The sequence below is a fragment of the Pseudomonas sp. 18173 genome (assembly GCF_050432945.1).
Lineage (GTDB): Bacteria > Pseudomonadota > Gammaproteobacteria > Pseudomonadales > Pseudomonadaceae > Aquipseudomonas.
Window position 1 is genome coordinate 17,683 of sequence record NZ_JBKFTN010000011.1, and the last position, 20,190, is coordinate 37,872.

Genomic DNA, 20,190 nt, shown 5'->3' on the forward strand with positions numbered 1-20,190 from the left:
TGTGTCCAGTCAAAATTGATGCCACGCGGTGTTTCCCGGGCTGAAAAGCGAGCGTCAGCTTAGGGAATACTAGCAAGGTTGGCGCAATGCCCCGGATCCTGGGGAAATTGCCATCTTGCAATGCAATCGCGGCCTGCTAACGTCAAACTTTGCGGCACGATTCCGTGGTTTGCCGGTCACTGGCCTCAGGGCCTTGCGGGTACGAATGGAAAATACAGATGCCTGACCAGAAAATCAGAGTCTTGCTGGTGGATGATCACAGCATCGTGCGTAACGGCGTGCGCCGCATGCTGGAGACTGCCGGCGAGATCGAAGTAACGGGTGAAGCTGAGACGGCACAGGGCGCAATGCTGCTGATTCGGGAGCAGGATTTCGACGTAGCGCTGGTCGATATCCAGCTGCCCGACAAGACCGGCCTCCAGCTCCTCAAGCTCATGCGTGCAGAGAAGCCAAAACTCGCCGTACTGATGTTGAGCATGCATTCGGTCGAGGCCTATGCGTTGCGCGCCATCAAGCATGGCGCCGCGGGCTACCTCACCAAGGATATTTCCGCAGCCACCCTGGTCGCGGCAGTGCGCCAGGTGGCCACAGGCGGCAAGCACGTCAGCCCTGAGCTGGCGGAAAAACTGGTCAACGCTATCGGCAGGGGCGACGCGGCACCCCACGAAGCACTCTCCGACCGGGAACTTGAAGTACTCAAGCTGCTCGCAGCAGGCGAGAGAATTGTCCGCATCGCCCAGATCTTGCACTTGAGCCCGAGTACCGTCACCACGTACCGGGCACGCATCCTGGAAAAAACCGGGATGGACAGCAATGCCAAACTGGCCCGCTATGCACTCGAAAACGGCCTGTTGACCTAGTACTCCTTGCCATCCGATACAGCCGATCCAGCCTGCCTGTAGTGGAACCACTACAAACACTTGGCCGATATCTCCACAAGGATGTCCGGCTAACGTCGATAGTGGGAGCCGTTCAACTCAAGCATATTAACCTCTCTGCAAAATGTGTAGGTTGAGCGCGGAATACGCGCTGCATTCATGTTGAATCAAAGTTCCACCTGGAGGACTACATGATGATTGGCTACTGGTTGTGCGCGTTGCTGTGGGGTGTGGTGCTGCTGGAAGAGATCCAGTGCATGCCCCGGCAAGAGTGGAAAGAGCAGGGTCTGAAAAATGTTCTGTTGCTGCGCCGGACGAGAACCCGGACCAACTACTTCATGGCGTTGATCGCTGGCGCCTTGTGCCTTTACAGCGAAATCCGGGTGGCGCCGGTCGATCAGAACATTTTCAATCCGGAGTTGATACTCACCGTGTGCGGCCTGCTTTGGGGTGCCTATCTTTCCGTAGTCGCCATCAAGGGCAAACGATAGACGCCTGGCGCCATATCGACGGCGAGTCATTGATATTTCGCTATCGTCGGCCGGCAGGGGCATTCCCCCGGTCAGGCGCAAAACCCGGCATTTGAAGAGCCGCGGCCTCCCTGGTTGCGGCTTGTGCCGTGTGGTTTGCTTGCCGGGCTTGATGGCCCTGCCTGAGAGGCCGTTTCTGGCTGCAAGCAGACGTTCATTGCAGCACCGCTCAGGAAAATGCAGCGTCTATAAATGCCTCGAGCGCCTTGTCTTCCAGGATTTCGATTGAGAAGTGCCCGAAGCGCCTGGGCAACCAGATAATGCGTGTCCCGGACGGGGATTGCAGGTTCGCGCGGGCCAATGGCTTTCCGTTTTCGTCTTCTGGCTGAACACCGGCGATCACCAGTTCGTCGTAGGCCTTCTCGATATCCGGTGTCGAATAGCAGTGGCGATAAATCATCCCTTCTCCCGAGGAGTCCAATAGCTCCCTCAGGTTCCCCGCCAATGGCTGCACCAACATGAAACGCTCTTGACCGATCAGCGCAATCGCGTAGCGCACGTGCAGACCACCTCGTTCCCAGACGAGCGTTTTGGAGATCCTGGCATTAAGTATCTGTGCGTAGTAAGCACAGGCTTCGTCGAGATTATTAACCAGCACATCTACGTGACTGAACTTCAGATCCATTGCAGCCCTCCTGTTGAATCAACATCCCTGCGCAGGTTAATCAAGCGTCCATTTATGCTGCAGTAGCTCGGCAATACCATTTGCCTGCTGCGTCGGCAGACGCGTGAGCACGTCCTTCAAACAAACATGCGAATCGTGCAGGGTGGGCCGTACTGACGGAATTCGACACAGCATAGCAGTGGCTCGCCGGTCGCTGCCTGGCGAGGTTTGCTTCTGTTCGAAAGCAGCTTTGGAGCGCACGACCGTTTCTGGCTGTGGATTCAACCGGTCGGCGCAACAGCCATGGGGTTTTTATGCAAACGCGTCGTTTGATTATGTTGAACCAGGCAGCTCGCGCAGCGGAAGGTGCTGAAAAAAAACGCGCAAACGACCGAGGGTTTGTCCAGGGTTTCGCCTGGCAGCCGAAGGGGCCGCCAGGTGAACGCATTGACGAGTCGAGTGGCGTCAGGCCCGGAGCCTTGCATCGGCTGTTGCAGAAGGCTGCAGCAACGAGAACAGGTTCTTGGGATCGCGCAGTTCTGGCACCAACTGGATGTCGCTGCCAATGTCGAGCGTTCTGGCTACGTCCAGCACATAACGCAAGGCGGAGTAGTCTTCGAGGGCGAAGCCGACCGAGTCGAACAGGGTGACTTCCTCTGGGTGCTGGCGACCTTGGACCTGGCCATCGATGACTTTCCAGAACTCGATAACCGGTGAGTCGACGGGCATCTGCTGTATTTCGCCTTCAATGCGGCTTTGCGGTTCGTACTCGACCATGACCCGCGCACGCTCCACGATGTCCCGATGCAGTTCGGTCTTGCCGGGACAGTCGCCGCCCACGGCGTTGAGGTGCATGCCGGGCTCGATCATCTCAGGCGTCAGAATGGTTGCGTAGGCCTTGTCGGCGGTGACCGTGGTCACGATATCGGCACCTCGCACCGCTTCGGCGACGGTCTTGGCAACGGTCACCTCAATGGCGGGGTAGGCCTGCAGGTTGGCTACCAGTTTCGCGGTCGCGGCAGGGTCGATGTCGTAGAGGCTGATTTCCGTAATGCCCAATAAGGTATGAAACGCCAGGGCCTGGAATTCGCTCTGTGAGCCATTGCCGATGAGCGCCATTCGGCGGCTGTCCGGTCGGGCGAGGTAGCGGGCCGCGAGGGCAGACGTGGCGGCGGTGCGAATGGCGGTCGTCAGGGTCATTTCACTCAGCAGCACAGGCTTGCCTGTATCGACGTCTCCCAGCGCACCAAACGCCATGACCGTCAGCATGCCATTGTGCGTGTTCTTCGGATGTCCATTGACATACTTGAAGGCGTAGAGCGCTGCATCAGACACAGGCATCAACTCGATGACACCCTCGGGCGAGTGGTTCGCCAGGCGCGCGCATTTTTCGAAATCCGGCCAGCGCAGGTAATCCTGACGGATGTATTCGGCCATTTCGGTCAGGCAACCAGGCAAGCCTTTTTCCTGGACGAGGCGGCTCAGATCATTGACGTCGATGTAACGGGTCATATCGGGTTCCTTTGGGCTTTGGCAGCTGCGACTCGGGAGGTGGTCGATGTATTTGCGACGGACCTATTGTCGAGGCAATGGCGAGAAGATTTCGGCCAATACCAACCCCGGATACAGCGTGAGAAGTCGAAAAACACAGCACGCACAGCGGAATCGGCTTGGCGCTTCACGAAGCATCGTCATGCCGATAAAGAAGGCCGCATAGACCATCACATTGCCTGTGCCAACCCCCATCAAGTGGTGAAACCGTGATTTACAGCGGACGACAGAATCGGCTGTGAGCGCCCTTCGTTCAGCACAGGCACGCTGTTTGAACGAGGGCTTACGACACCAGCACCGTCCCCGCAATTGGCATTCTGGCGGTCCGTTTCAAGCGGTTGTCGATCGCCGCTTGAGAGGGATGCATCTGCGACGACTGGTTGCTTCCAGTCGAAAACAACAACAAAAACGGCTGCGGTGAAGACCGCTTCGATTCTCTGCCCCTGTCAAAAAGTGTGGTCCGGCACAGGCGCCGGATCGCGATAAATCCAAATAATCCGGGACTCAAGAAGATGAACATCAAATGGCTGACTTTGCCGGCACTCGCGTTGCTGTGCTGCACCACAGGCGCCAGCGCCAAGGAATGGAAGGAACTGCGATTTGGCGTCAACCCAAGCTACCCACCCTTTGAATCCTCCACGGCCGATGGTGGCGTGCAGGGCTTCGGCGTGGATCTGGGCAATGCGATATGTGCCGAGCTGAAGCTGACCTGCGTGTGGGTCAGCAATGACTTCGACGGACTGATTCCGGGGCTCAAGGCCGGCAAGTTCGATGCCATCGAATCTTCGATGACCGTGACCGATGCGCGCAAAAAACAGATCGACTTTACCGATCGCCTGTACGCCGGGCCGACTGCCATCGTCACCCGCAAAGACTCCGGGCTGCTGCCCACGGCCGAGTCGCTGCGCGGTAAAACCATCGGCTACATGCAAGGCACGATTCAGGAAACCTACGCCAAGGCCAAGCTCGGGCCGGGCGGGGTGAAACTGCGGGCTTATCAGGATCAGGACCAGGTCTATGCCGACCTGGTGTTTGGCCGTCTCGATGCGTCGATCCAGGACAAGCTGCAAGCGCAGATGAGTTTCCTGACCTCGCCGCAAGGCGCGGACTTCCAGAACAGCGAAGGCATCAGCGACCCGTTGGTGCCATCGGAAATCGCCATCGGGGTGCGCAAGGATAACGAGGAGCTCAAAGGCATGCTCAATGCCGCCATCAAGGCCCTGCACGACAAGGGCATCTACGCGCAGATCCAGCAGAAACACTTCGGTGATCTGGACCTCTACAACAACTGATCCTCGTGCCCCGGCCACTGTGTTGCAGCGACCGGGGCGCATCAAGACAGGTGACTGGCGTGAATTCCTTCCTGAATATCCTGGGGCTCGACCTTTCGGCCCTGCAAGGCTATGGCCCTCTGTTGCTGCACGGCACCTGGGTCACTCTCAAACTGTCGGCGCTTGCGCTGGTGGTGAGCATGGCGCTGGGGCTGCTCGGCGCGGCGGCCAAGCTGTCGCCGTTGAAGCTGCTCAACCTGCCGGCGACCTTTTACACGACGCTGATCCGTGGCGTGCCTGACCTGGTGTTGATGCTGCTGATTTTCTACAGCCTGCAAGGCTGGCTCAGCGCCCTGACCGAGGCCATGGGCTGGGCCTACATGGAAATCGATCCGTTCGTGGCCGGCATCGTCACCCTGGGTTTCATCTACGGTGCGTATTTCACCGAGACCTTTCGCGGAGCGATCCTGAGTGTGCCACGCGGGCAACAGGAAGCCGCGGCGTGCTTCGGCCTGAACCGTTGGCAGCGCTTTCGTTTCGTGGTGTTCCCGCAAATGATGCGTTTCGCCTTGCCGAGCCTTGGCAACAACTGGCTGGTGCTGCTCAAGGCAACGGCACTGGTATCGATCATCGGTTTGTCGGACCTGGTCAAAGTCGCGCAGGAGGCCGGTAAAAGCACGTTCAACATGCTCGATTTCCTGCTGCTGGCCGCAGCGCTCTACCTGCTGATCACCAGCGCTTCGAACTATGTATTGCGTGTGCTGGAACGGCGCTACAACCAGGGTGTACGGGGGATGGTGCGATGATCGAATTGATTGCCGAATACTGGCGACCCTTCCTGTTCAGCGACGGCGAAAGCTTCACCGGGTTGGCGATGACCCTGTGGTTGCTGGTGGCGAGCATTGCCATGGGCTTCGTGCTGTCGCTGCCCCTGGCGATCTTGCGTGTGTCGCGTTGGGGCGTATTACGTTGGCCGGTCCAGCTGTTTACCTACGTGTTTCGCGGCACGCCGTTGTATATCCAGTTGCTGATTTGCTACAGCGGGATCTACGGCATCGCCGCGGTCCGTTCGCAGCCATTGCTCGAAGCGTTTTTCCGCGACGCCATGAATTGCACCTTGCTGGCGTTCACCCTCAACACCTGCGCCTACACCGTGGAGATTTTCGCCGGGGCGATCCGCAGTATTCCCTACGGCGAAATCGAAGCGGCCCATGCTTATGGGCTGAGTGGTTGGCGCCTGTATCTGCAACTGATCCTGCCTTCGGCGTTGCGCCGCGCGCTGCCGTACTACAGCAACGAAGTGATCCTGATGCTGCATGCGACTTCGGTGGCCTTTACCGCAACGATTCCGGACATCCTGAAGATCGCCCGGGACGCCAATGCGGCGACCTTCATGACGTTCCAGGCATTCGGCATCGCCGGTCTGTTGTACCTCGCGCTGTCGTTCGGGCTGGTCGCCGCTTTCAGGCTGGCGGAGAAACGCTGGCTGAGCTTTCTCGGCCCGACCCACTGACTTCCATTTTTAATCCAGAGCGGCGCCGATTCTAGTGCCGTTCCAGGGGTATTCGCATGTACAAACTCACGGTTGAAAATCTGTATAAACGTTTTGGTGACAACGAAGTGCTCAAGGGCGTCTCGTTGAACGCACGGGCAGGGGACGTGGTGAGCATGATCGGCGCCAGCGGTTCGGGTAAAAGCACCATGCTGCGCTGCATCAACTTTCTGGAGCGGGCCGACGAAGGTGCCATTGCCCTGGATGGCGAGCGAGTCCTCACCCGTCAGGGCGTGGGTGGCATGCGCGTGGCCAACCCGAAGCAGTTGCAGCGATTGCGCACGCGGCTGGCGATGGTGTTCCAGCATTTCAACCTGTGGAGTCACCTGACCGTGCTGGAGAACATCGTGCTGGCGCCGTGTCGGGTCCTGGGCATGAGCCGCAAGGCTGCTGAAGAAAGCGCCCGGGCGTACCTGGACAAGGTCGGCCTGCCGCAACGGGTGGCCGACCAGTACCCGGCGTTTCTGTCGGGCGGGCAGCAACAACGGGTGGCGATTGCCCGTGCCCTGGCGGTGGAGCCGGAAATCCTGTTGTTCGACGAGCCGACCTCGGCGCTCGACCCGGAACTGGTGGGTGAAGTCCTGAAGGTGATTCAGGCACTGGCCGAAGAAGGCCGGACCATGTTGATGGTGACCCACGAAATGGGCTTTGCCCGGCAGGTCTCCAGCCAGGTGCTGTTCCTGCATCAGGGCCGGGTCGAGGAGCAGGGTGATGCTACGATACTCGACCGGCCAAACAGCGAACGTTTGCAGCAATTCCTATCGGGTCGTTTGAAGTGAGGCAAGGCGTACATGGCGGATATTCGCGATCTGTCGATCGTGCTTGATCGTATCGATCAGGCAATCATTGAAGTGTTGCGCCACGAAGGGCGCATCACTTATCAAAAGCTGTCCGAGCGCGTGCACCTGACCCCCAGGCCCTGTCTGGAGCGGGTACGCAAGCTGGAACAGCTGGGGGTCATTCGCGGCTATGGCGCGATTCTCGACGAGAAGAAACTGACGCCGGGCTTGTCGTTGCTGGTGCTGGTGGCATTGTCGAACCAGAGTGGACGCGCAGCGCAAAAGGCCTTCGAGGCCAAGGTGCGCGCTTGCCCGCAGGTGCTGGAATGTCGCCTGATCAGTGGCGCGTTCGACTACAGCCTGCGCATGCGCTGCCGGGACATGGAGCATTATCGGGTGTTGACCGAAGTCTGGTTTGACGACCCGGATCTGCACATCGACAAACTGGTCAGCCACCCGGAGCTGGCGATGGTCAAGACCACGATGGAATAAGATCAAAAGCTTGCTCGCGGAGGTGGCCTGACTGGGTACATATCCATTATTTGGGTAACGGCGGCTGGCGGTTTCGCCCTTACGGCGACTCACTTTTTTTGACAAACGCCTCAAAAAAAGTAAGCAAAAAAAACGCTCGCCCCGAACGTACGGCCCCTCGCCAAGGCTCGGGGTTCCTTCGCTCCGGCATTCATCCGGGGGCATTGCCCTACGGTTTGCTTCGCTGCACCTCCCTGCAATGTGTGCGGCTTCGCCGCACGGCGCTGTGCGCCAGTCCCCGGATGAACGCCTCCACTCAGCCTGCCGAGGGGGCGGGTGGATCAAGATCAAGAGCGGCAGGCGAGCTAACGCTCGGCCTGTTGAGTGGTGAAGGGCGTGGGTGTTCGCCGACCTGCCTTTGCTCTGCTTTTGCTCTGCTTTTGCTCTTTTGTGGGAGCGGGCTTGCCCGCGATGGACGTCAACGATGACGCGGGCGGCCTGAATCCACGCGGTGTCCCGGCATTTTTCGCGAGCAAGCTCGCTCCTACAGGGGAAGGCATTCAATCGTGGTCAGGTCGGCTGTCAGGCCGCCTCGCTTTGGTTTTGGCTTTTGATCTGCTTGCCCCCTCGAGAGGCCGAGCGCAGGTTCTGCGCAGCGGGCAACCCGGCATAGATGCCGGGTTAGCCGCGTCCGGCCATGGATGGCCGATCGCGGCGGGCCCACGGAGCAAGACCGGAGCGAGGGAATGCTGAGCCTTGGCGAGGCACCGAACGTCAGGGGCAAGAGCCCTTGGTTACTTGGGGCTTTTCCAAGTAACCCGCTGTAAAAGCGGAACCGCCAGAGGCCGTTACCGCAGTAATGGATATGTACACCTGCAAGGGCTCCGCAGCCACACCGAATCGGCTGGCCAACCCAGAATCTTCAGCCGTTTTCATCACCCCGACAGCCGTTATCAACCGGGTTTTTCCCGCCTCGAAACAGACAATGAGCCTCTCTCGACCCTCATTGAGTCTGTGCCCATGCAAACCACCAATACGGTATTAATGATTCGCCCGACACGTTTTTCCTTCAATCAGGACACGGCAGCGAACAACCGTTTCCAGCGTCCGGCAGCCATAGCCGAAGATGTCCAGATCAAGGCCCTTGCCGAGTTCGATGGCTATGTCGCCGCGCTGCGTCGGCACGGTGTCGAGGTCCTGGTGCATAACGATCGCGAAGCCCCGCATACTCCGGACTCGATCTTCCCCAACAACTGGTGGAGCACCCATCCGGACGGCACCCTGGTGCTGTACCCGATGCAGGGTCACAACCGCCGCCTGGAGCGGGGCAAAGGCGTACTCGACGGGTTGCTGGACGAATACCGGGTCGAGCAGGTGCTGGACCTGTCCAGTCTCGAAGAACAGGAGGTTTTCCTCGAGGGCACCGGCAGCATGGTGCTGGATCGGCAACAGCGGATTTGCTATGCCGGATATTCCACGCGCACCCACGCCCAGGCCCTGGACCGGTTGGTCAGCCATTTGGGCTATGAGCTGTGTGCGTTCAACGCGGTGGACCGCCAGGGCGTGGCGATCTATCACACCAACGTGATGATGAGTGTCGGCACCCGCCTGGCGGTGGCGTGCCTGGCGTCCTTGTCCCATCCGGGTGAACGTGCGGCGCTGCGTGAGCGGCTGGAATCCAGCGGCAAACAGGTCGTCGCCCTGAACTGGGCACAGCTGGAGTCCTTTGCCGGCAACATGCTGCAAGTGCACAACGCAGCGGGCGAGCCGCTGCTGGTGATGTCGCGCACCGCCTGGCAATCGCTGGACGCCGATCAGCGCCGCTTGATCGAAACCCACACCACGCCGTTGCCGGTAAACATCGACACCATTGAGCGCATCGGCGGCGGCAGTGCACGCTGCATGCTGGCCGAGGTGTTCCTGCCCAAACGCTCCCAGGCTAGGCGCCGCTGCGATGACGCAGTTGCGCCGGACTCAAGCCAAGGCGTTGCTTGAAGGTAGTCGCCATGTGCGCCTGGGAATTGAAGCCGCAGGCGTAGGCAATTTCTGTCAGCGTGGCCGTTGAATCGAGCATCAGGGCTCGGGCCTTGGCCAGGCGTCGGTCGATCAGGTAGCCATGCGGGCTTTTGCCCGTGGCGTTCTTGAATGCCCGCATGAAATAGCCTTCGGACAATCCAAGCAGGCCCGCCATTGCCGGTACGCTCAACGGGCCATCGAGGCCCGCATCGATGAACTCATCGAGCAGGCGCATTCGCGGGCCGGTTATTGCACCACGGGGCGGCGTCGACACAACTTCGCTATCCGTCGCCCGCGCGGACAAGGCGAGTGCCCAGGCCTCCCAATCGTCGTCCACGGAGGCCTGCAACAGCGCGGCGCGCATTCGCCGTGCGAGGACAGTGGCTTGCTGATCGATGCGGTTGTTGAAGGGCCGGTCCCCCTCCAGCGCCATACCGTCGGTGCGTATCACCCGCAGATATTCACCACCCCTGGCTGATTCGGACAACACGTCACACCCGGCGGGGACGAACGCCAGGCCGTTGGGCATGGCATCGAAGGGCTGTACCCGGTCGCTGCCGATAGCGTGCAGGCCGCGCTGGCTGTCGAAGGCAAAGCCGATTCCCGCCTGACTCGCTACGTACCGGGTGGCGTAGGCGCGCCCGGGGAGTAATTCGATCGCCCAGGGCCCGGCCTCGATGCGGCGGATCGGTTCTGACAGGAGCGGCAGCGGCGGGCGGTTTCGATGATTCATGAACAGCATAGTAGTGAAGGTGAGGGGCAAAAGTCAGGTCAGTTTTCTGAAAGCCGCAAGACGGCGACCGTGTTCAGATTGAGCGAAATCTCAGGGGGACCCACTCATGCACAGACTGACTCGCGACGATATCGAACAGGCGGCCCGCACCGTCTACCAGGTAATGCCGGCCACCGCCCAGTACCCTTGGCCCTTGCTGGCCCGGCGGCTGGGTTGCACGGTGTGGGTCAAGCACGAAAATCACACGCCTACCGGTGCTTTCAAAGTGCGCGGCGGTATCACCTTCATGCACTGGCTCAAACGTGAGCACCCAGGTGTGAAGGGCATTGTCAGCGCTACCCGCGGCAACCATGGCCAGAGCCTGGCGCTGGCGGCGGGCGCGCTGGGCTTGCAGGCATTGATCGTGGTGCCGGAAGGTAACTCGCTGGAAAAGAACAATGCCATGCGCGGCTTTGGCGCTGAAGTGGTCGAGTATGGCCGTGATTTCGACGAAGCCCGTGAAGAGGCTGCACGCCTTGCGCACGCGCATGAGCTGTTCCTGGTTCCGCCGTTTCACCCTGAGTTGGTCAAAGGTGTCGCCACTTATGCGCTGGAGTTGTTCAACGCAGCGCCAGACCTGGATACCGTGTATGTGCCGATTGGCTGTGGGTCGGGGATCTGTGGGGTAATCGCCGCCCGCGATGCGCTGGGTCTGAAAACCCGGGTGGTGGGCGTGGTTTCCACGGAGGCGGCGGCCGCACAGTTGTCCTTTGATGCCGGGGTGATATGCGAAACCGCCTCGGCAACCACCTTTGCCGATGGTCTGGCCGTGCGCAAGCCGGTGCCCGAAGCTTTTGCCGTGTACGCGGCAGGTGCGCAGCGGATTGTAGCGGTCAGTGATGCGCAGATTGCCGAGGCCATGCGCGTGTATTACACCGACACCCACAACCTGGCCGAAGGCGCCGGTGCGGCGGCGCTGGCAGCGCTGATTGCCGAGCGTGAAGACATGGCGGGGAGAAGGGTGGGGGTGATCCTGTCCGGAGGAAACGTCGACAGACCGGTGTATGCGCGGGTGATTGCATGACAGAATCACGCCCCGATCCGGCCAGAGGCGCCGGACGTCGCTGGTTTAGAGGGGCCGCAGTTGAACGAACAGACATTGTCCATGCGCCTGGAGCGCGTGGCGGCACATGTGCCAGCCGGTGCGCGACTGGCCGATATCGGCTCCGATCACGCCTACCTGCCGGTGGCGTTGATGCGCCGGGGCGCTATCGCCGCGGCGGTGGCCGGCGAGGTGGCGTTGACGCCGTTCCTCTCGGCCGAACGCACCGTGCGCGAGAACGATCTGGACCTGCTGATTACCGTACGTCTGGCCAACGGCCTGGCGGCAATCGAGCCGGCAGACGGGATTACGGCGATCAGCATCTGCGGCATGGGCGGCGAAACGATCCGCGACATCCTCGACAGCGGCAAGGCCTGCCTGAGCGGTCAGGAGCGCCTGATCCTGCAACCCAACGGCGGCGAGCAGCCCCTGCGCCTATGGCTGATGGAAAATGGCTACCGCATCCTCTGCGAAGAAGTGTTGCGGGAAAATCGTTTCGATTACGAAATCATCGTCGCCGAGCGCGCCGGCCCGGTGACGTACACCGCCGAGGAGCTGTACTTCGGCCCGTTGCAGATGCAGGCTCGCAGCCCGGCGTTCCTGGTCAAGTGGCAGCGCAAGCTGCGCCAGAAGCAGAAGACCCTGGCGCACTTTTCTCGGGTGGGGCAGGCCGTGCCCGAGGACAAGGTGCAGGACATCGCGCGCCAGGCCCGGTGGATCACCCGGTTGCTGGCTTGAACCCGTTCCTGGCGGTCGACAATGTTCGCCGTCGGTCGGGTCAGGCGGTGTAAATGTGACTCGAAGGCTGTTTTTTTCATGGGGAATTTCGGAAACGATTCAGCCGCGTAGCCACGCAGGTTTCAGCGAAGCAGACCGGTTCATCCGGGTGCCGGATTCACTACCGCCTGTCGAGCTTTGTGCTCAAAAAGTGAACGATCGGGTGATGCAGCGCTCCTATGCTCCAGCAGGCGGAACCTTCGGGATTTCGCGTTGCACTCACTAGAAAAATAATGGACGAATACCTCATCTGCATCGAATGGAATGCACATGGGGATTTTTTTTACCTGAGACCTGGAGTGATATTATGCCGTCATCACTGACTCGCTGGGCGAGTCGCTCTCTCTTGTAATCCCAAATTATTCAATTGCTTTAATCATTGCAAAGTTGATCCTGTCGGCGCGATTAATTAATTAACTCGCATGCCTTGGGCATGGCCAATTTGCACTGCCGCATTAAGTGGAGATGTAATCGTGGATATTAATACAATGATCGGCCTGTTAGGCCAGAAAGAATCCATGGAGTTTTTGCGTTTAGGAGTTGTTTACGTTCACCTGTTGGCTTGCTGCGTGGCTATTGGTCTGGTGTTTGCCAGCGATGCCGCAATGGTCAAGGATTTATTGAGCGGTCGAGTGTCGTCGGGGCACGACAATGATCATATGGCGAGTCTTCAGAAGTCTGTTTCCAATGCGTTGATATTCTTGTGGGTGACCGGCGCTGCAATTATAGGCATTGATTACCTTGATAAAGGCATGACCTATTTCGCCAACCCGAAACTTCAAGCCAAAGTCATTATTGTTTTGTTGCTGACATTCAACGGCATGTTGTTGCACCGCTATGTATTGCCGGCAATGATGAAGGCTGGTTCGTTGCTTGATCTGCAGATCAATGTGCGAATGTTTGCCCTGTTCTCTGGCGCACTGTCGGGCGTGTCCTGGTTGTATGCCGCCATGCTCGGTGTCGGTCGACCGCTGGCCTGGAAATACTCGCTCACCCAACTGTTGATGGCCTATCCGGTGTTGATCGTGCTTGGCTTTGCGATGATGGTGGCATTGACGCAGTGGGCCCGTAAACGCAACGCGGCAGCGCCTGTTGAAGAGACCACTTGGTTGTTCGCTGGAATTCCTGCGCGGTGAGCTGACGCAAACCCGGGCAAAGGCGGCTAGAACCCTTTGCACCGTTCAAACATCAGACCCCCTCCTGGCGAGGGGGTTTTTTGTGCGTGCGGGTTTTGTGAAATCAGAGAATACCGGCTCGATGGGCTAACGCTGATCAGTCAAGCCAGGACACGGAACCCGTGGCGAGGGAGCAAGCTCCCTCGCCACATGGGGTTACTGCATCAGATACGGAAACTGCCCACCAACTGCTTCAACCGCGCCGCCTGCTGCTCAAGGTCCGAGCATGCGCGCAATGTCGATTGCAGGTTTTCCACACCTTCCTGGTTCAGCGTGTTGATCTCGGTGATGTCGACGTTGATCGACTCCACCACGGCAGTCTGCTCTTCAGTGGCGNAAGCCAAAAAATAAGCTTTGACATCATCGAGGCTTTGGCAGACTATCTATCCATCGCATGCGATCTAGTCGGTAGCGATACAAAACAACAACCCTTGCCGTTTGGAGATTCAGCCATGAGCACCGAAAGCAGCCGCAACATGATCAGCTCTACCGCGCAAGCTTTCCATGGCCACAACGGCAACAACTGGATCATTGCACACGCCAATTGATCGACATTGCCTTTCTGGATGTCACATACATCGCACACGATATAATCGCACGAAACTAAAACCCTGAGGAAATACCCATGAGCAAAATAGAAAAAGTACTGGCGACCGGCAAAACCCACACCACTCACAGCAGTGTCGGTGGCCGCAACGGCAACCTGGACATCGTGCTGTCGTCCCCTGGCAGCGCCACACCGGCACACGTGCTGACCGCCGTGCAGCCGCACCCGAAAGCCGAGCAATTGTTTGCCGGCGCCTGGTCGGCCTGCTACACCGCGGCAGTGGGGCTGGTGGCCCAGGAGCGCAACATCGTGTTGCCGGCGGACATGGCTGTCGACATTGAAGTGGACCTGGGCCAGACTGGTCCTGCGTATTTCCTTCAGGCCCGACTGACACTGCGCGTGCCAGGGCTGGCTCAGGATGTCGCGACCGAACTGGCGCACATCGCAGACTCCATCTGCCCTTACTCCAAAGCCACACGCGGCAACATCGATGTTGCCCTGAGCGTTATTACCGCGTGACGCCTGGATGCGTTACTAATATCGCATACGATACAAGCGCATACGAATATAACTGACTGTAATCCTGAGGAAATCATCATGAGCAAGATCGAAAAAGTACTGGCCAGCGGCAAAACCCACACCACCCACAACGCCGCAGGCAACACGTCGCGTGGCCATAACGGCAACCTCGACATCGTGCTGTCGTCCCCTGGCAGCGACACACCGGCACACGTGCTCACCGCCGTGCAGCCACACCCGAAAGCCGAGCAACTGTTCGCCGGTGCGTGGTCGGCCTGCTACATCGCAGCGGTAGGGCTGGCCGCCCAGCAGGCGAAAGTGACACTGCCGGCCGACACGGCCGTCGACATTGAAGTCGATCTGGGCCAGACCGGCGCGGCGTACTTCCTCCAGGCCCGACTGACGTTGCGTGTACCGGGGCTGGATCATGGGGTGGCGACCGAATTGGCCCACAACGCCGATGCCATCTGCCCGTACTCCAAGGCCACACGCGGCAACATCGATGTCGCCATCAATGTCCTGACGGCATGACCCACTCGACGGCCGGCTCACCGGGGATTTTCCCGGTGAGCCGGCCGTCGGTGTTTATGCGCACTTCCGATACCATCGTGTACGACGTATAGTCTCGGTCTCGCAAGATTGACCCAGGAGAGCGCCCGTGAAAAACACCGACAAGAGATCCGCCCTGGATCTCAAACTTTCCGACTTCCTGTGTTTTGCGGTCTATTCCGCCAATCTGGCCTTCGGCAAAGCTTACAAACCGATGCTCGAACGGCTCGGCCTGACCTATACGCAATACATCACCCTGGTTGCACTGTGGGAGGAAGACAACCAGACCGTTGGCAGCCTCGGCGAAAAGCTGTTCCTGGAATCCAATACGCTCACACCGATCCTGAAGAAGCTGGAAGCGATGGGTTATCTGCTGCGCCAGCGCGACCCGGAAGATGAACGCCAGGTGCGGATCAATCTCACAAAAGAGGGGCGAAAACTGCGTGAAGGGCTCTCCGAAGATGGTTTCCCGCAAACCGGTCTTGATCCCGACGACTTCGTGCAAATGCAGAAAGCAATTGTAAAGTTGCGGGGTAATCTCATCCGGTCGACGAAAGACAGAGAGTAATTCGTTTCGAATAAAGTGAGCGCCCCCGGGGTTGCGTAGTTCCCCCAATTTCGGAGTGAACCCCCCCCACTAATGGGTGTGCTGCTCAGCGGCACTCGTATTTTCAATTCCACAGCATTTCATTTTCTGGCCAATGATTGCGGGCACTCAGTTCGTTGAACATATTTTGTTACAGCGGTGGCAGGGTAATTGCTCAGAGAACGTATCCCATTCATCTAAGGTGCAAAGTCGGGAAGCTGTGGAACTGTCAGTACCCCCATTTGAGTGATCGCCCGTACCCATCGGTCTGCATCTGGAAATACCCCTGGTTACTCAATAGAAGTGCGGCAGTGATCCTCTGCAACCGTCCAGGGGAAATGCTGATGAGCCACTCCAAGCCAGCGCTGCAGCGGTTATCCGTCTTGATCATTCTATGGACGATGGGCACCAGCATTTATATGGCCTTGTTCAATGTTCCGGCGGGACTGAAGCTGGCCATTGTCGACTTGAATATTTCTCTGATTGCATTGTTCATACCGTTTCTCCTGGTGATCAAACCTTTCGTCCGCCGTCTTTTGTGCCTGCTGGTTTGCCTGCTGACGGTAACGCTGGTGGCGGCCGACGAACCTCAGGGCAATGACAATCAAAACAATGAGAAGTGGCTGGAACCGGCACGTTCCAGGCTCATGCATATCAATGGCGGGATGCCGTTCTTTCCCCATCGGGCCAATACCCCCGGCAACCTGGTCTTGAATGTGAAGGACTTCGACAATGCCCAGGTCTGTGGCGCTTGCCATACCGAGATCTACAAGCAATGGCGCTCCTCGATGATGTCCCAGGCCTGGGATGAGCCCGTCTATCGGGCCTTGCTCAAGCGCGCGAGCTCTGCAACCGATGGCAAAGTCGATAATTTCTGTACCGGCTGCCATACCCCGATCGGTCTCACGACCGGGCAGATCAACTCGGAAGTCAACCGCTCCTCGATTGAAGACAGCGCGAAGAACCATCCGATGCCCGGGGTCGATTGCGAGACCTGCCACAACATCAGCGCGCGTACGGGCCTGGATAACGGCGCCTATGTGCTGAGCCCTCGAGCGCACGGTAAACCGACCAAGTTCGGCCCGCGCAAGGATGCCGTTTCGCCTTATCACGACACTGTGTATTCCGCTCTGCACACGCGCTCGGACTTCTGCGGCACCTGCCACAACGTTACGCACCCGTTCAGCAGCGTGGCGGTCGAGCGCACCTATGACGAATGGCAGGAAAGCACTTACAGCCTCAACGATGTCACCTGCCAGAGCTGCCACATGTCGGGTTTTGCGGGCAAGGCCGCGATCATGGGACCAGACCGCGAGCAGGTCGCCTCGCATTGGTTCAGCGGCGCCAACGCGATGATGCTCCAGCACCTGGGCCAGGAGGAGGGTGCACAACGTGCGCGCAACATGCTCGCCAGCGCCGGGGAAATAACCTTCCAGCAACTGCCGGCCGCCATCGTTCCCGGGCAATACAACTCGGTAGCGGTCAAAGTGACCAATGTCGGCGCCGGGCACAAGCTGCCCACCGGGTTCCCGGAAGGTCGGGAGATCTGGATCGATTTCCGGGTGCAGGATGCAGGTGGTCGCGAACTCTACCGACTGGGTGCGATCAAGGACGGCAAGACTGAGGAAAACACGCGAAATTTCAAGGTGCACATCGGCGACAAGGACGGCAACCCACTGGACGTCGAAGTCTGGAATGCCACGCAAATTCTCTCCGACAACCGCATTCTGCCCAAGGGCTACGATATCGGGGAGTTCTCCTTCCTGGTGCCGGCCGACGCTGTCGGGCCACTGACCCTGACTGCCGAGCTGAACTACTGGCCGTTTTCGCAAAAGCTGGCCGACTACCTGCTCGGCAAGGACAAGCTACAGGTGGAAATCACCCAGATGGCCAAAGTCACGCAGAGCGTCCCCCTGACCCCGATCACGGCATCGCGCCAATAGCAGGACTGGCCGGACTTGTGCGACTGTTGGTCGGATGACTGATGGATCCGGGGTTTATCGGGAAGGCTGTTGGTTGACGCTGTTCCGGTGATTTAAAACAATGGGTTGGCGTCCATGAAACATGGATTTCGTCATGAAGAATGCTGGATGACGCAGGGGTTTGGCAGGACCTGAGCCTGATTTGCGAAACCCCGGAGCCTGGGGCATACGACTGATGACCGGCAAAACCCCCGGTTCCCTGCTATTAATCAATGAGTGTTCCAGTGCTGATCCTTTTAGGAGTGAGTCATGAATCCATTCATACGCATCGGCATTGTCGACGATCACCCGATGTTGCGTGAGGGCGTTGCCAATACGTTGCGAAAGCGGGCGGATCTTCAGGTCGTGGAGCAGGGTGCCAATGCCGACGAAGCCATGGACATTGCCCAGAGGGTGCGTCCGGATGTGATGTTGATGGACGTGAATATGCCGGGCGATGTTTTTGCCGCGGTGCGGTTCATTTCCACTCAGCTGGCGGAAGTGAAGGTGCTGATGCTGACCGTTTCAGAATCCGAAGATGATGCCATTTCGGCACTGGAGGCCGGCGCGCGCGGGTATGTATTGAAAGGTGTCAGCGGACCGGAACTGATCCTGGCGATCAGGTCGGTTGCCAAGGGGGGGACGTATATCACCCCCGAGTTTGCCAACAAACTGCTGAGTAATATCAAGAAACACGAAGCCGAACTTCACAATGCCGATCTGACCCAGCGCGAGGAGGAGGTCATTCGTGAGGTTTCCAAAGGCCTGACCAACAGGGAAGTAGCGTCAAAGCTGTTGATCAGCGAAAAAACCGTCAAGCACCACATGGGGTGCGTGATGCAGAAACTGCACGCACGCAATCGTGTCGAAGCAGTCACAGCGCTTCGGCATTACAGGGAACGCGAAGCGATCGGGCGACTTCACATCGGTGCAGAGCAAACGCCAGTGGATACCCGGAGCGACTCCTGACTAGAGTTTGAACTGGGCATTGACCGATGTACCCGAGGCGCAGGAGTCGATGCTGAACAACCCGCCCAGGGATTCAACGCGATAACGCAAACCGACGAGCCCCAATCGGGTTCTGCCGGCCTTCTCGACCAGCATGGCGTCCGCCGCCATACCCGGGCCACTGTCCCTGACGCTGACTTTCAATACTTCATTCGCGTACTGCGCCTGGATCACCTGACCCTCGCCGCTGGCATGACGGTAAGCGTTATTGAGGGCTTCTTGCACAAAACGGTACAAACAGAGTTTAAGCGGCAGTGGTGCGGCCTTGGGGAGCAGCCCCAGGGTCAATGTGACTTTGGTGCCAGTACGTTGCTCGTGCCGCTGCGCCACCAGTTGCAACTCTTCCGCCAGGCTCACGTCGTTGATTTCCGGAAATGCCAGGCCTCGTGACAAGTCACGGACTTCACGCAATGCATCGGTGGCAGCGCCACGTATGGTTTCCAGAGATTCCTGATCGACTGAGGAGCAGTTTTCGGCCAGGTCGTCGAGCCGGATCAGAATCAGGGTCAATAGCTGCGCCGGCCCATCGTGCAGGTCTGCACCTATGCGCCTCAGGGTGAGTTCGTTGACTCGGGAAAACTCCTGGGTAGCCGTCGCTATCTTGCGCTGGAGTTCGGCATTGCTGATGTGCAACCGGGTTTGTTCCTGCAGCCGCAAGTGCAGCGCCACCTGTTGTTGCTGGATAATCTTGTCACCGCGTCGCACGATGAAAAAAAGCAGCGTCAGCATTGCCAGTGTCGCGGCGCCAACGACCACCCATACTTGCTGCCGGACCCGATTGACCTCGCGCTTGAGACTGTCGGCCTTTTCATAAAACTCGCCCACCGCGATGATTTTGCCGGAGGTTGAATCCCTCAGGGGCGCGTAGATCTCATAGAGTGGCAGGTTGAGTTCGCGCTCGAATTCGTTCTCATCCTCGTCCAGGTCCTTGAGGTCGGTGACCACTTTGCCCTGGAGTGCCAGGGTGATCTCATTCATCGGGAACTTGCGGTTGGTGATGGCTTTATTGGTGCTGTAGACCACCGTGCCATCCGCTCGCCAGATCTTGATCGAGACAATGTGATGTTTCAGCGAGCGACTTTCCGTGAGGTGGTCCAGGGACTGGATGCTTGCGGCCGAAAGGCCGTTGTCCCGGCTCATCTCCTGCACATAGGGTTCCAGAAAGGTATCCATGTACTGCGCGCCTGCTTCTGCTGCGCTTTGTACCGCGGCATTTTCTATGCGTTCGCTGACCAGATTGCCGACGAAGAACATGGTCAGCCCCAGAATGACCGCCGCAGCAATGACAAACTGGGTCGAATGACTCAACTTGCGCGCCTGGACCGTGATCCGATTGCGCCAGACTCCATTGCCAACCACGTTGGAAACAGGGATTGGCGCGACCAACGCCTCAGTCTCCTGCGCGATCAACGTCTCGTTTTCCGATTCGGCTTTTGCATTCTTTGCCATCGACTGGTTCCCCGATCATCGTGATAAGCCCGTCGAAAACCCTGCAACTCAACGGATATCTTGAGATTGGCTGTCGGCGCCATGCCCATGAATGACAGTAGTTCACTGTATAGCGATCCGACAGCTTCTCTGATGGACTACACCCCACCGATG

Annotated in this window: 20 protein-coding genes and 1 pseudogene; 16 read left to right on the forward strand and 5 right to left on the reverse strand. The window is 58.7% G+C overall.

Annotated features, from left to right (window positions below; translation table 11 throughout):
• Nucleotides 1-218: 218 nt before the first annotated feature.
• Entirely contained in the window at nt 219-860 is a 642-nt protein-coding gene (locus ACLD1X_RS14080; protein ID WP_429368535.1) for a response regulator, read from the forward strand.
• 209 nt (nt 861-1,069) lie between these two features.
• The gene (locus ACLD1X_RS14085) at nt 1,070-1,369 is read left to right on the forward strand and encodes a hypothetical protein (RefSeq protein WP_429368537.1); all 300 of its coding nucleotides are present in this window, start codon (nt 1,070-1,072) and stop codon (nt 1,367-1,369) included.
• Between the two features lie 208 nt (nt 1,370-1,577).
• Here ACLD1X_RS14085 and ACLD1X_RS14090 read toward each other — a convergent pair whose 3' ends face one another.
• Together ACLD1X_RS14090 and ACLD1X_RS14095 are read right to left on the reverse strand one after the other, a co-directional pair.
• The gene (locus ACLD1X_RS14090) at nt 1,578-2,033 is read right to left on the reverse strand and encodes a VOC family protein (protein ID WP_429368539.1); all 456 of its coding nucleotides are present in this window, start codon (nt 2,031-2,033) and stop codon (nt 1,578-1,580) included.
• Nucleotides 2,034-2,477: 444 nt separating this feature from the next.
• Nucleotides 2,478-3,524 carry an ornithine cyclodeaminase gene (locus ACLD1X_RS14095; RefSeq protein ID WP_429368541.1) on the reverse strand — a complete coding sequence of 349 codons (1,047 nt, stop codon included), beginning with the start codon at nt 3,522-3,524 and terminating at the stop codon, nt 2,478-2,480.
• Nucleotides 3,525-4,075: 551 nt separating this feature from the next.
• Between ACLD1X_RS14095 and ACLD1X_RS14100 the strand changes: the two genes are divergently transcribed.
• The 6 genes from ACLD1X_RS14100 to ctlX all read left to right on the forward strand — a co-directional run bounded on the left by ACLD1X_RS14100 (nt 4,076) and on the right by ctlX (nt 9,631).
• Nucleotides 4,076-4,855, forward strand: coding sequence for a transporter substrate-binding domain-containing protein (locus ACLD1X_RS14100; protein WP_429368543.1), 780 nt, complete (start codon nt 4,076-4,078; stop codon nt 4,853-4,855).
• A gap of 59 nt (nt 4,856-4,914) precedes the next feature.
• On the forward strand, nt 4,915-5,640 hold the full coding sequence (locus ACLD1X_RS14105) for an ABC transporter permease (protein WP_429368545.1): 726 nt from the start codon (nt 4,915-4,917) through the stop codon (nt 5,638-5,640).
• Nucleotides 5,637-6,347: an ABC transporter permease gene (locus ACLD1X_RS14110; RefSeq protein ID WP_429368547.1), complete on the forward strand. Its 711-nt coding sequence runs from the start codon at nt 5,637-5,639 to the stop codon at nt 6,345-6,347. Before ACLD1X_RS14105 ends, ACLD1X_RS14110 begins: the two co-directional genes overlap by 4 nt.
• 56 nt (nt 6,348-6,403) lie before the next feature.
• On the forward strand, nt 6,404-7,165 hold the full coding sequence (locus ACLD1X_RS14115; protein WP_007986657.1) for an ABC transporter ATP-binding protein: 762 nt from the start codon (nt 6,404-6,406) through the stop codon (nt 7,163-7,165).
• A 12-nt stretch (nt 7,166-7,177) separates the two neighbouring features.
• Complete coding sequence (locus ACLD1X_RS14120; RefSeq protein WP_007974731.1) at nt 7,178-7,657, forward strand: Lrp/AsnC family transcriptional regulator; 480 nt, start codon at nt 7,178-7,180, stop codon at nt 7,655-7,657.
• 999 nt (nt 7,658-8,656) lie between these two features.
• Nucleotides 8,657-9,631 (forward strand): citrulline utilization hydrolase CtlX, encoded by a 975-nt coding sequence (ctlX, locus tag ACLD1X_RS14125; protein ID WP_429368550.1) that lies wholly within the window; start codon nt 8,657-8,659, stop codon nt 9,629-9,631.
• On the opposite strand, the gene ACLD1X_RS14130 is transcribed toward ctlX, so the two are convergent.
• Nucleotides 9,576-10,394: a helix-turn-helix transcriptional regulator gene (locus ACLD1X_RS14130; RefSeq protein WP_429368552.1), complete on the reverse strand. Its 819-nt coding sequence runs from the start codon at nt 10,392-10,394 to the stop codon at nt 9,576-9,578. The genes ctlX and ACLD1X_RS14130 overlap by 56 nt on opposite strands.
• Nucleotides 10,395-10,491: 97 nt before the next feature.
• Between ACLD1X_RS14130 and ACLD1X_RS14135 the strand changes: the two genes are divergently transcribed.
• The 3 genes from ACLD1X_RS14135 (at nt 10,492) to ACLD1X_RS14145 (ending at nt 13,379) form a co-directional block, all read left to right on the forward strand.
• On the forward strand, nt 10,492-11,448 hold the full coding sequence (locus tag ACLD1X_RS14135; protein ID WP_429368554.1) for a threonine dehydratase: 957 nt from the start codon (nt 10,492-10,494) through the stop codon (nt 11,446-11,448).
• A gap of 60 nt (nt 11,449-11,508) precedes the next feature.
• Nucleotides 11,509-12,204 (forward strand): tRNA (adenine(22)-N(1))-methyltransferase, encoded by a 696-nt coding sequence (locus ACLD1X_RS14140; RefSeq protein ID WP_429368556.1) that lies wholly within the window; start codon nt 11,509-11,511, stop codon nt 12,202-12,204.
• 527 nt (nt 12,205-12,731) lie between these two features.
• Nucleotides 12,732-13,379 (forward strand): hypothetical protein, encoded by a 648-nt coding sequence (locus ACLD1X_RS14145; protein ID WP_429368802.1) that lies wholly within the window; start codon nt 12,732-12,734, stop codon nt 13,377-13,379.
• Between the two features lie 203 nt (nt 13,380-13,582).
• On the opposite strand, the pseudogene ACLD1X_RS14150 reads toward ACLD1X_RS14145, so the two are convergent.
• Nucleotides 13,583-13,762: pseudogene (locus tag ACLD1X_RS14150) on the reverse strand (hypothetical protein); the annotation flags it as partial.
• A 281-nt stretch (nt 13,763-14,043) separates the two neighbouring features.
• Here ACLD1X_RS14150 and ACLD1X_RS14155 point away from each other — a divergent pair.
• The 5 genes from ACLD1X_RS14155 (at nt 14,044) to ACLD1X_RS14175 (ending at nt 18,549) form a co-directional block, all read left to right on the forward strand.
• The gene (locus tag ACLD1X_RS14155; protein WP_429368558.1) at nt 14,044-14,484 is read left to right on the forward strand and encodes an Ohr family peroxiredoxin; all 441 of its coding nucleotides are present in this window, start codon (nt 14,044-14,046) and stop codon (nt 14,482-14,484) included.
• Between the two features lie 78 nt (nt 14,485-14,562).
• Entirely contained in the window at nt 14,563-15,015 is a 453-nt protein-coding gene (locus tag ACLD1X_RS14160; RefSeq protein ID WP_429368560.1) for an Ohr family peroxiredoxin, read from the forward strand.
• A 127-nt stretch (nt 15,016-15,142) separates the two neighbouring features.
• Nucleotides 15,143-15,601: a MarR family winged helix-turn-helix transcriptional regulator gene (locus tag ACLD1X_RS14165; protein WP_429368562.1), complete on the forward strand. Its 459-nt coding sequence runs from the start codon at nt 15,143-15,145 to the stop codon at nt 15,599-15,601.
• Between the two features lie 362 nt (nt 15,602-15,963).
• Nucleotides 15,964-17,562 carry a multiheme c-type cytochrome gene (locus ACLD1X_RS14170; protein WP_429368564.1) on the forward strand — a complete coding sequence of 533 codons (1,599 nt, stop codon included), beginning with the start codon at nt 15,964-15,966 and terminating at the stop codon, nt 17,560-17,562.
• A 288-nt stretch (nt 17,563-17,850) separates the two neighbouring features.
• A complete protein-coding gene (locus ACLD1X_RS14175; protein ID WP_429368566.1) occupies nt 17,851-18,549 on the forward strand; it encodes a response regulator in 699 nt (232 codons plus the stop codon).
• Here ACLD1X_RS14175 and ACLD1X_RS14180 read toward each other — a convergent pair whose 3' ends face one another.
• Complete coding sequence (locus ACLD1X_RS14180; RefSeq protein WP_429368568.1) at nt 18,550-20,037, reverse strand: sensor histidine kinase; 1,488 nt, start codon at nt 20,035-20,037, stop codon at nt 18,550-18,552.
• Between the last annotated feature and the right edge of the window lie 153 nt (nt 20,038-20,190).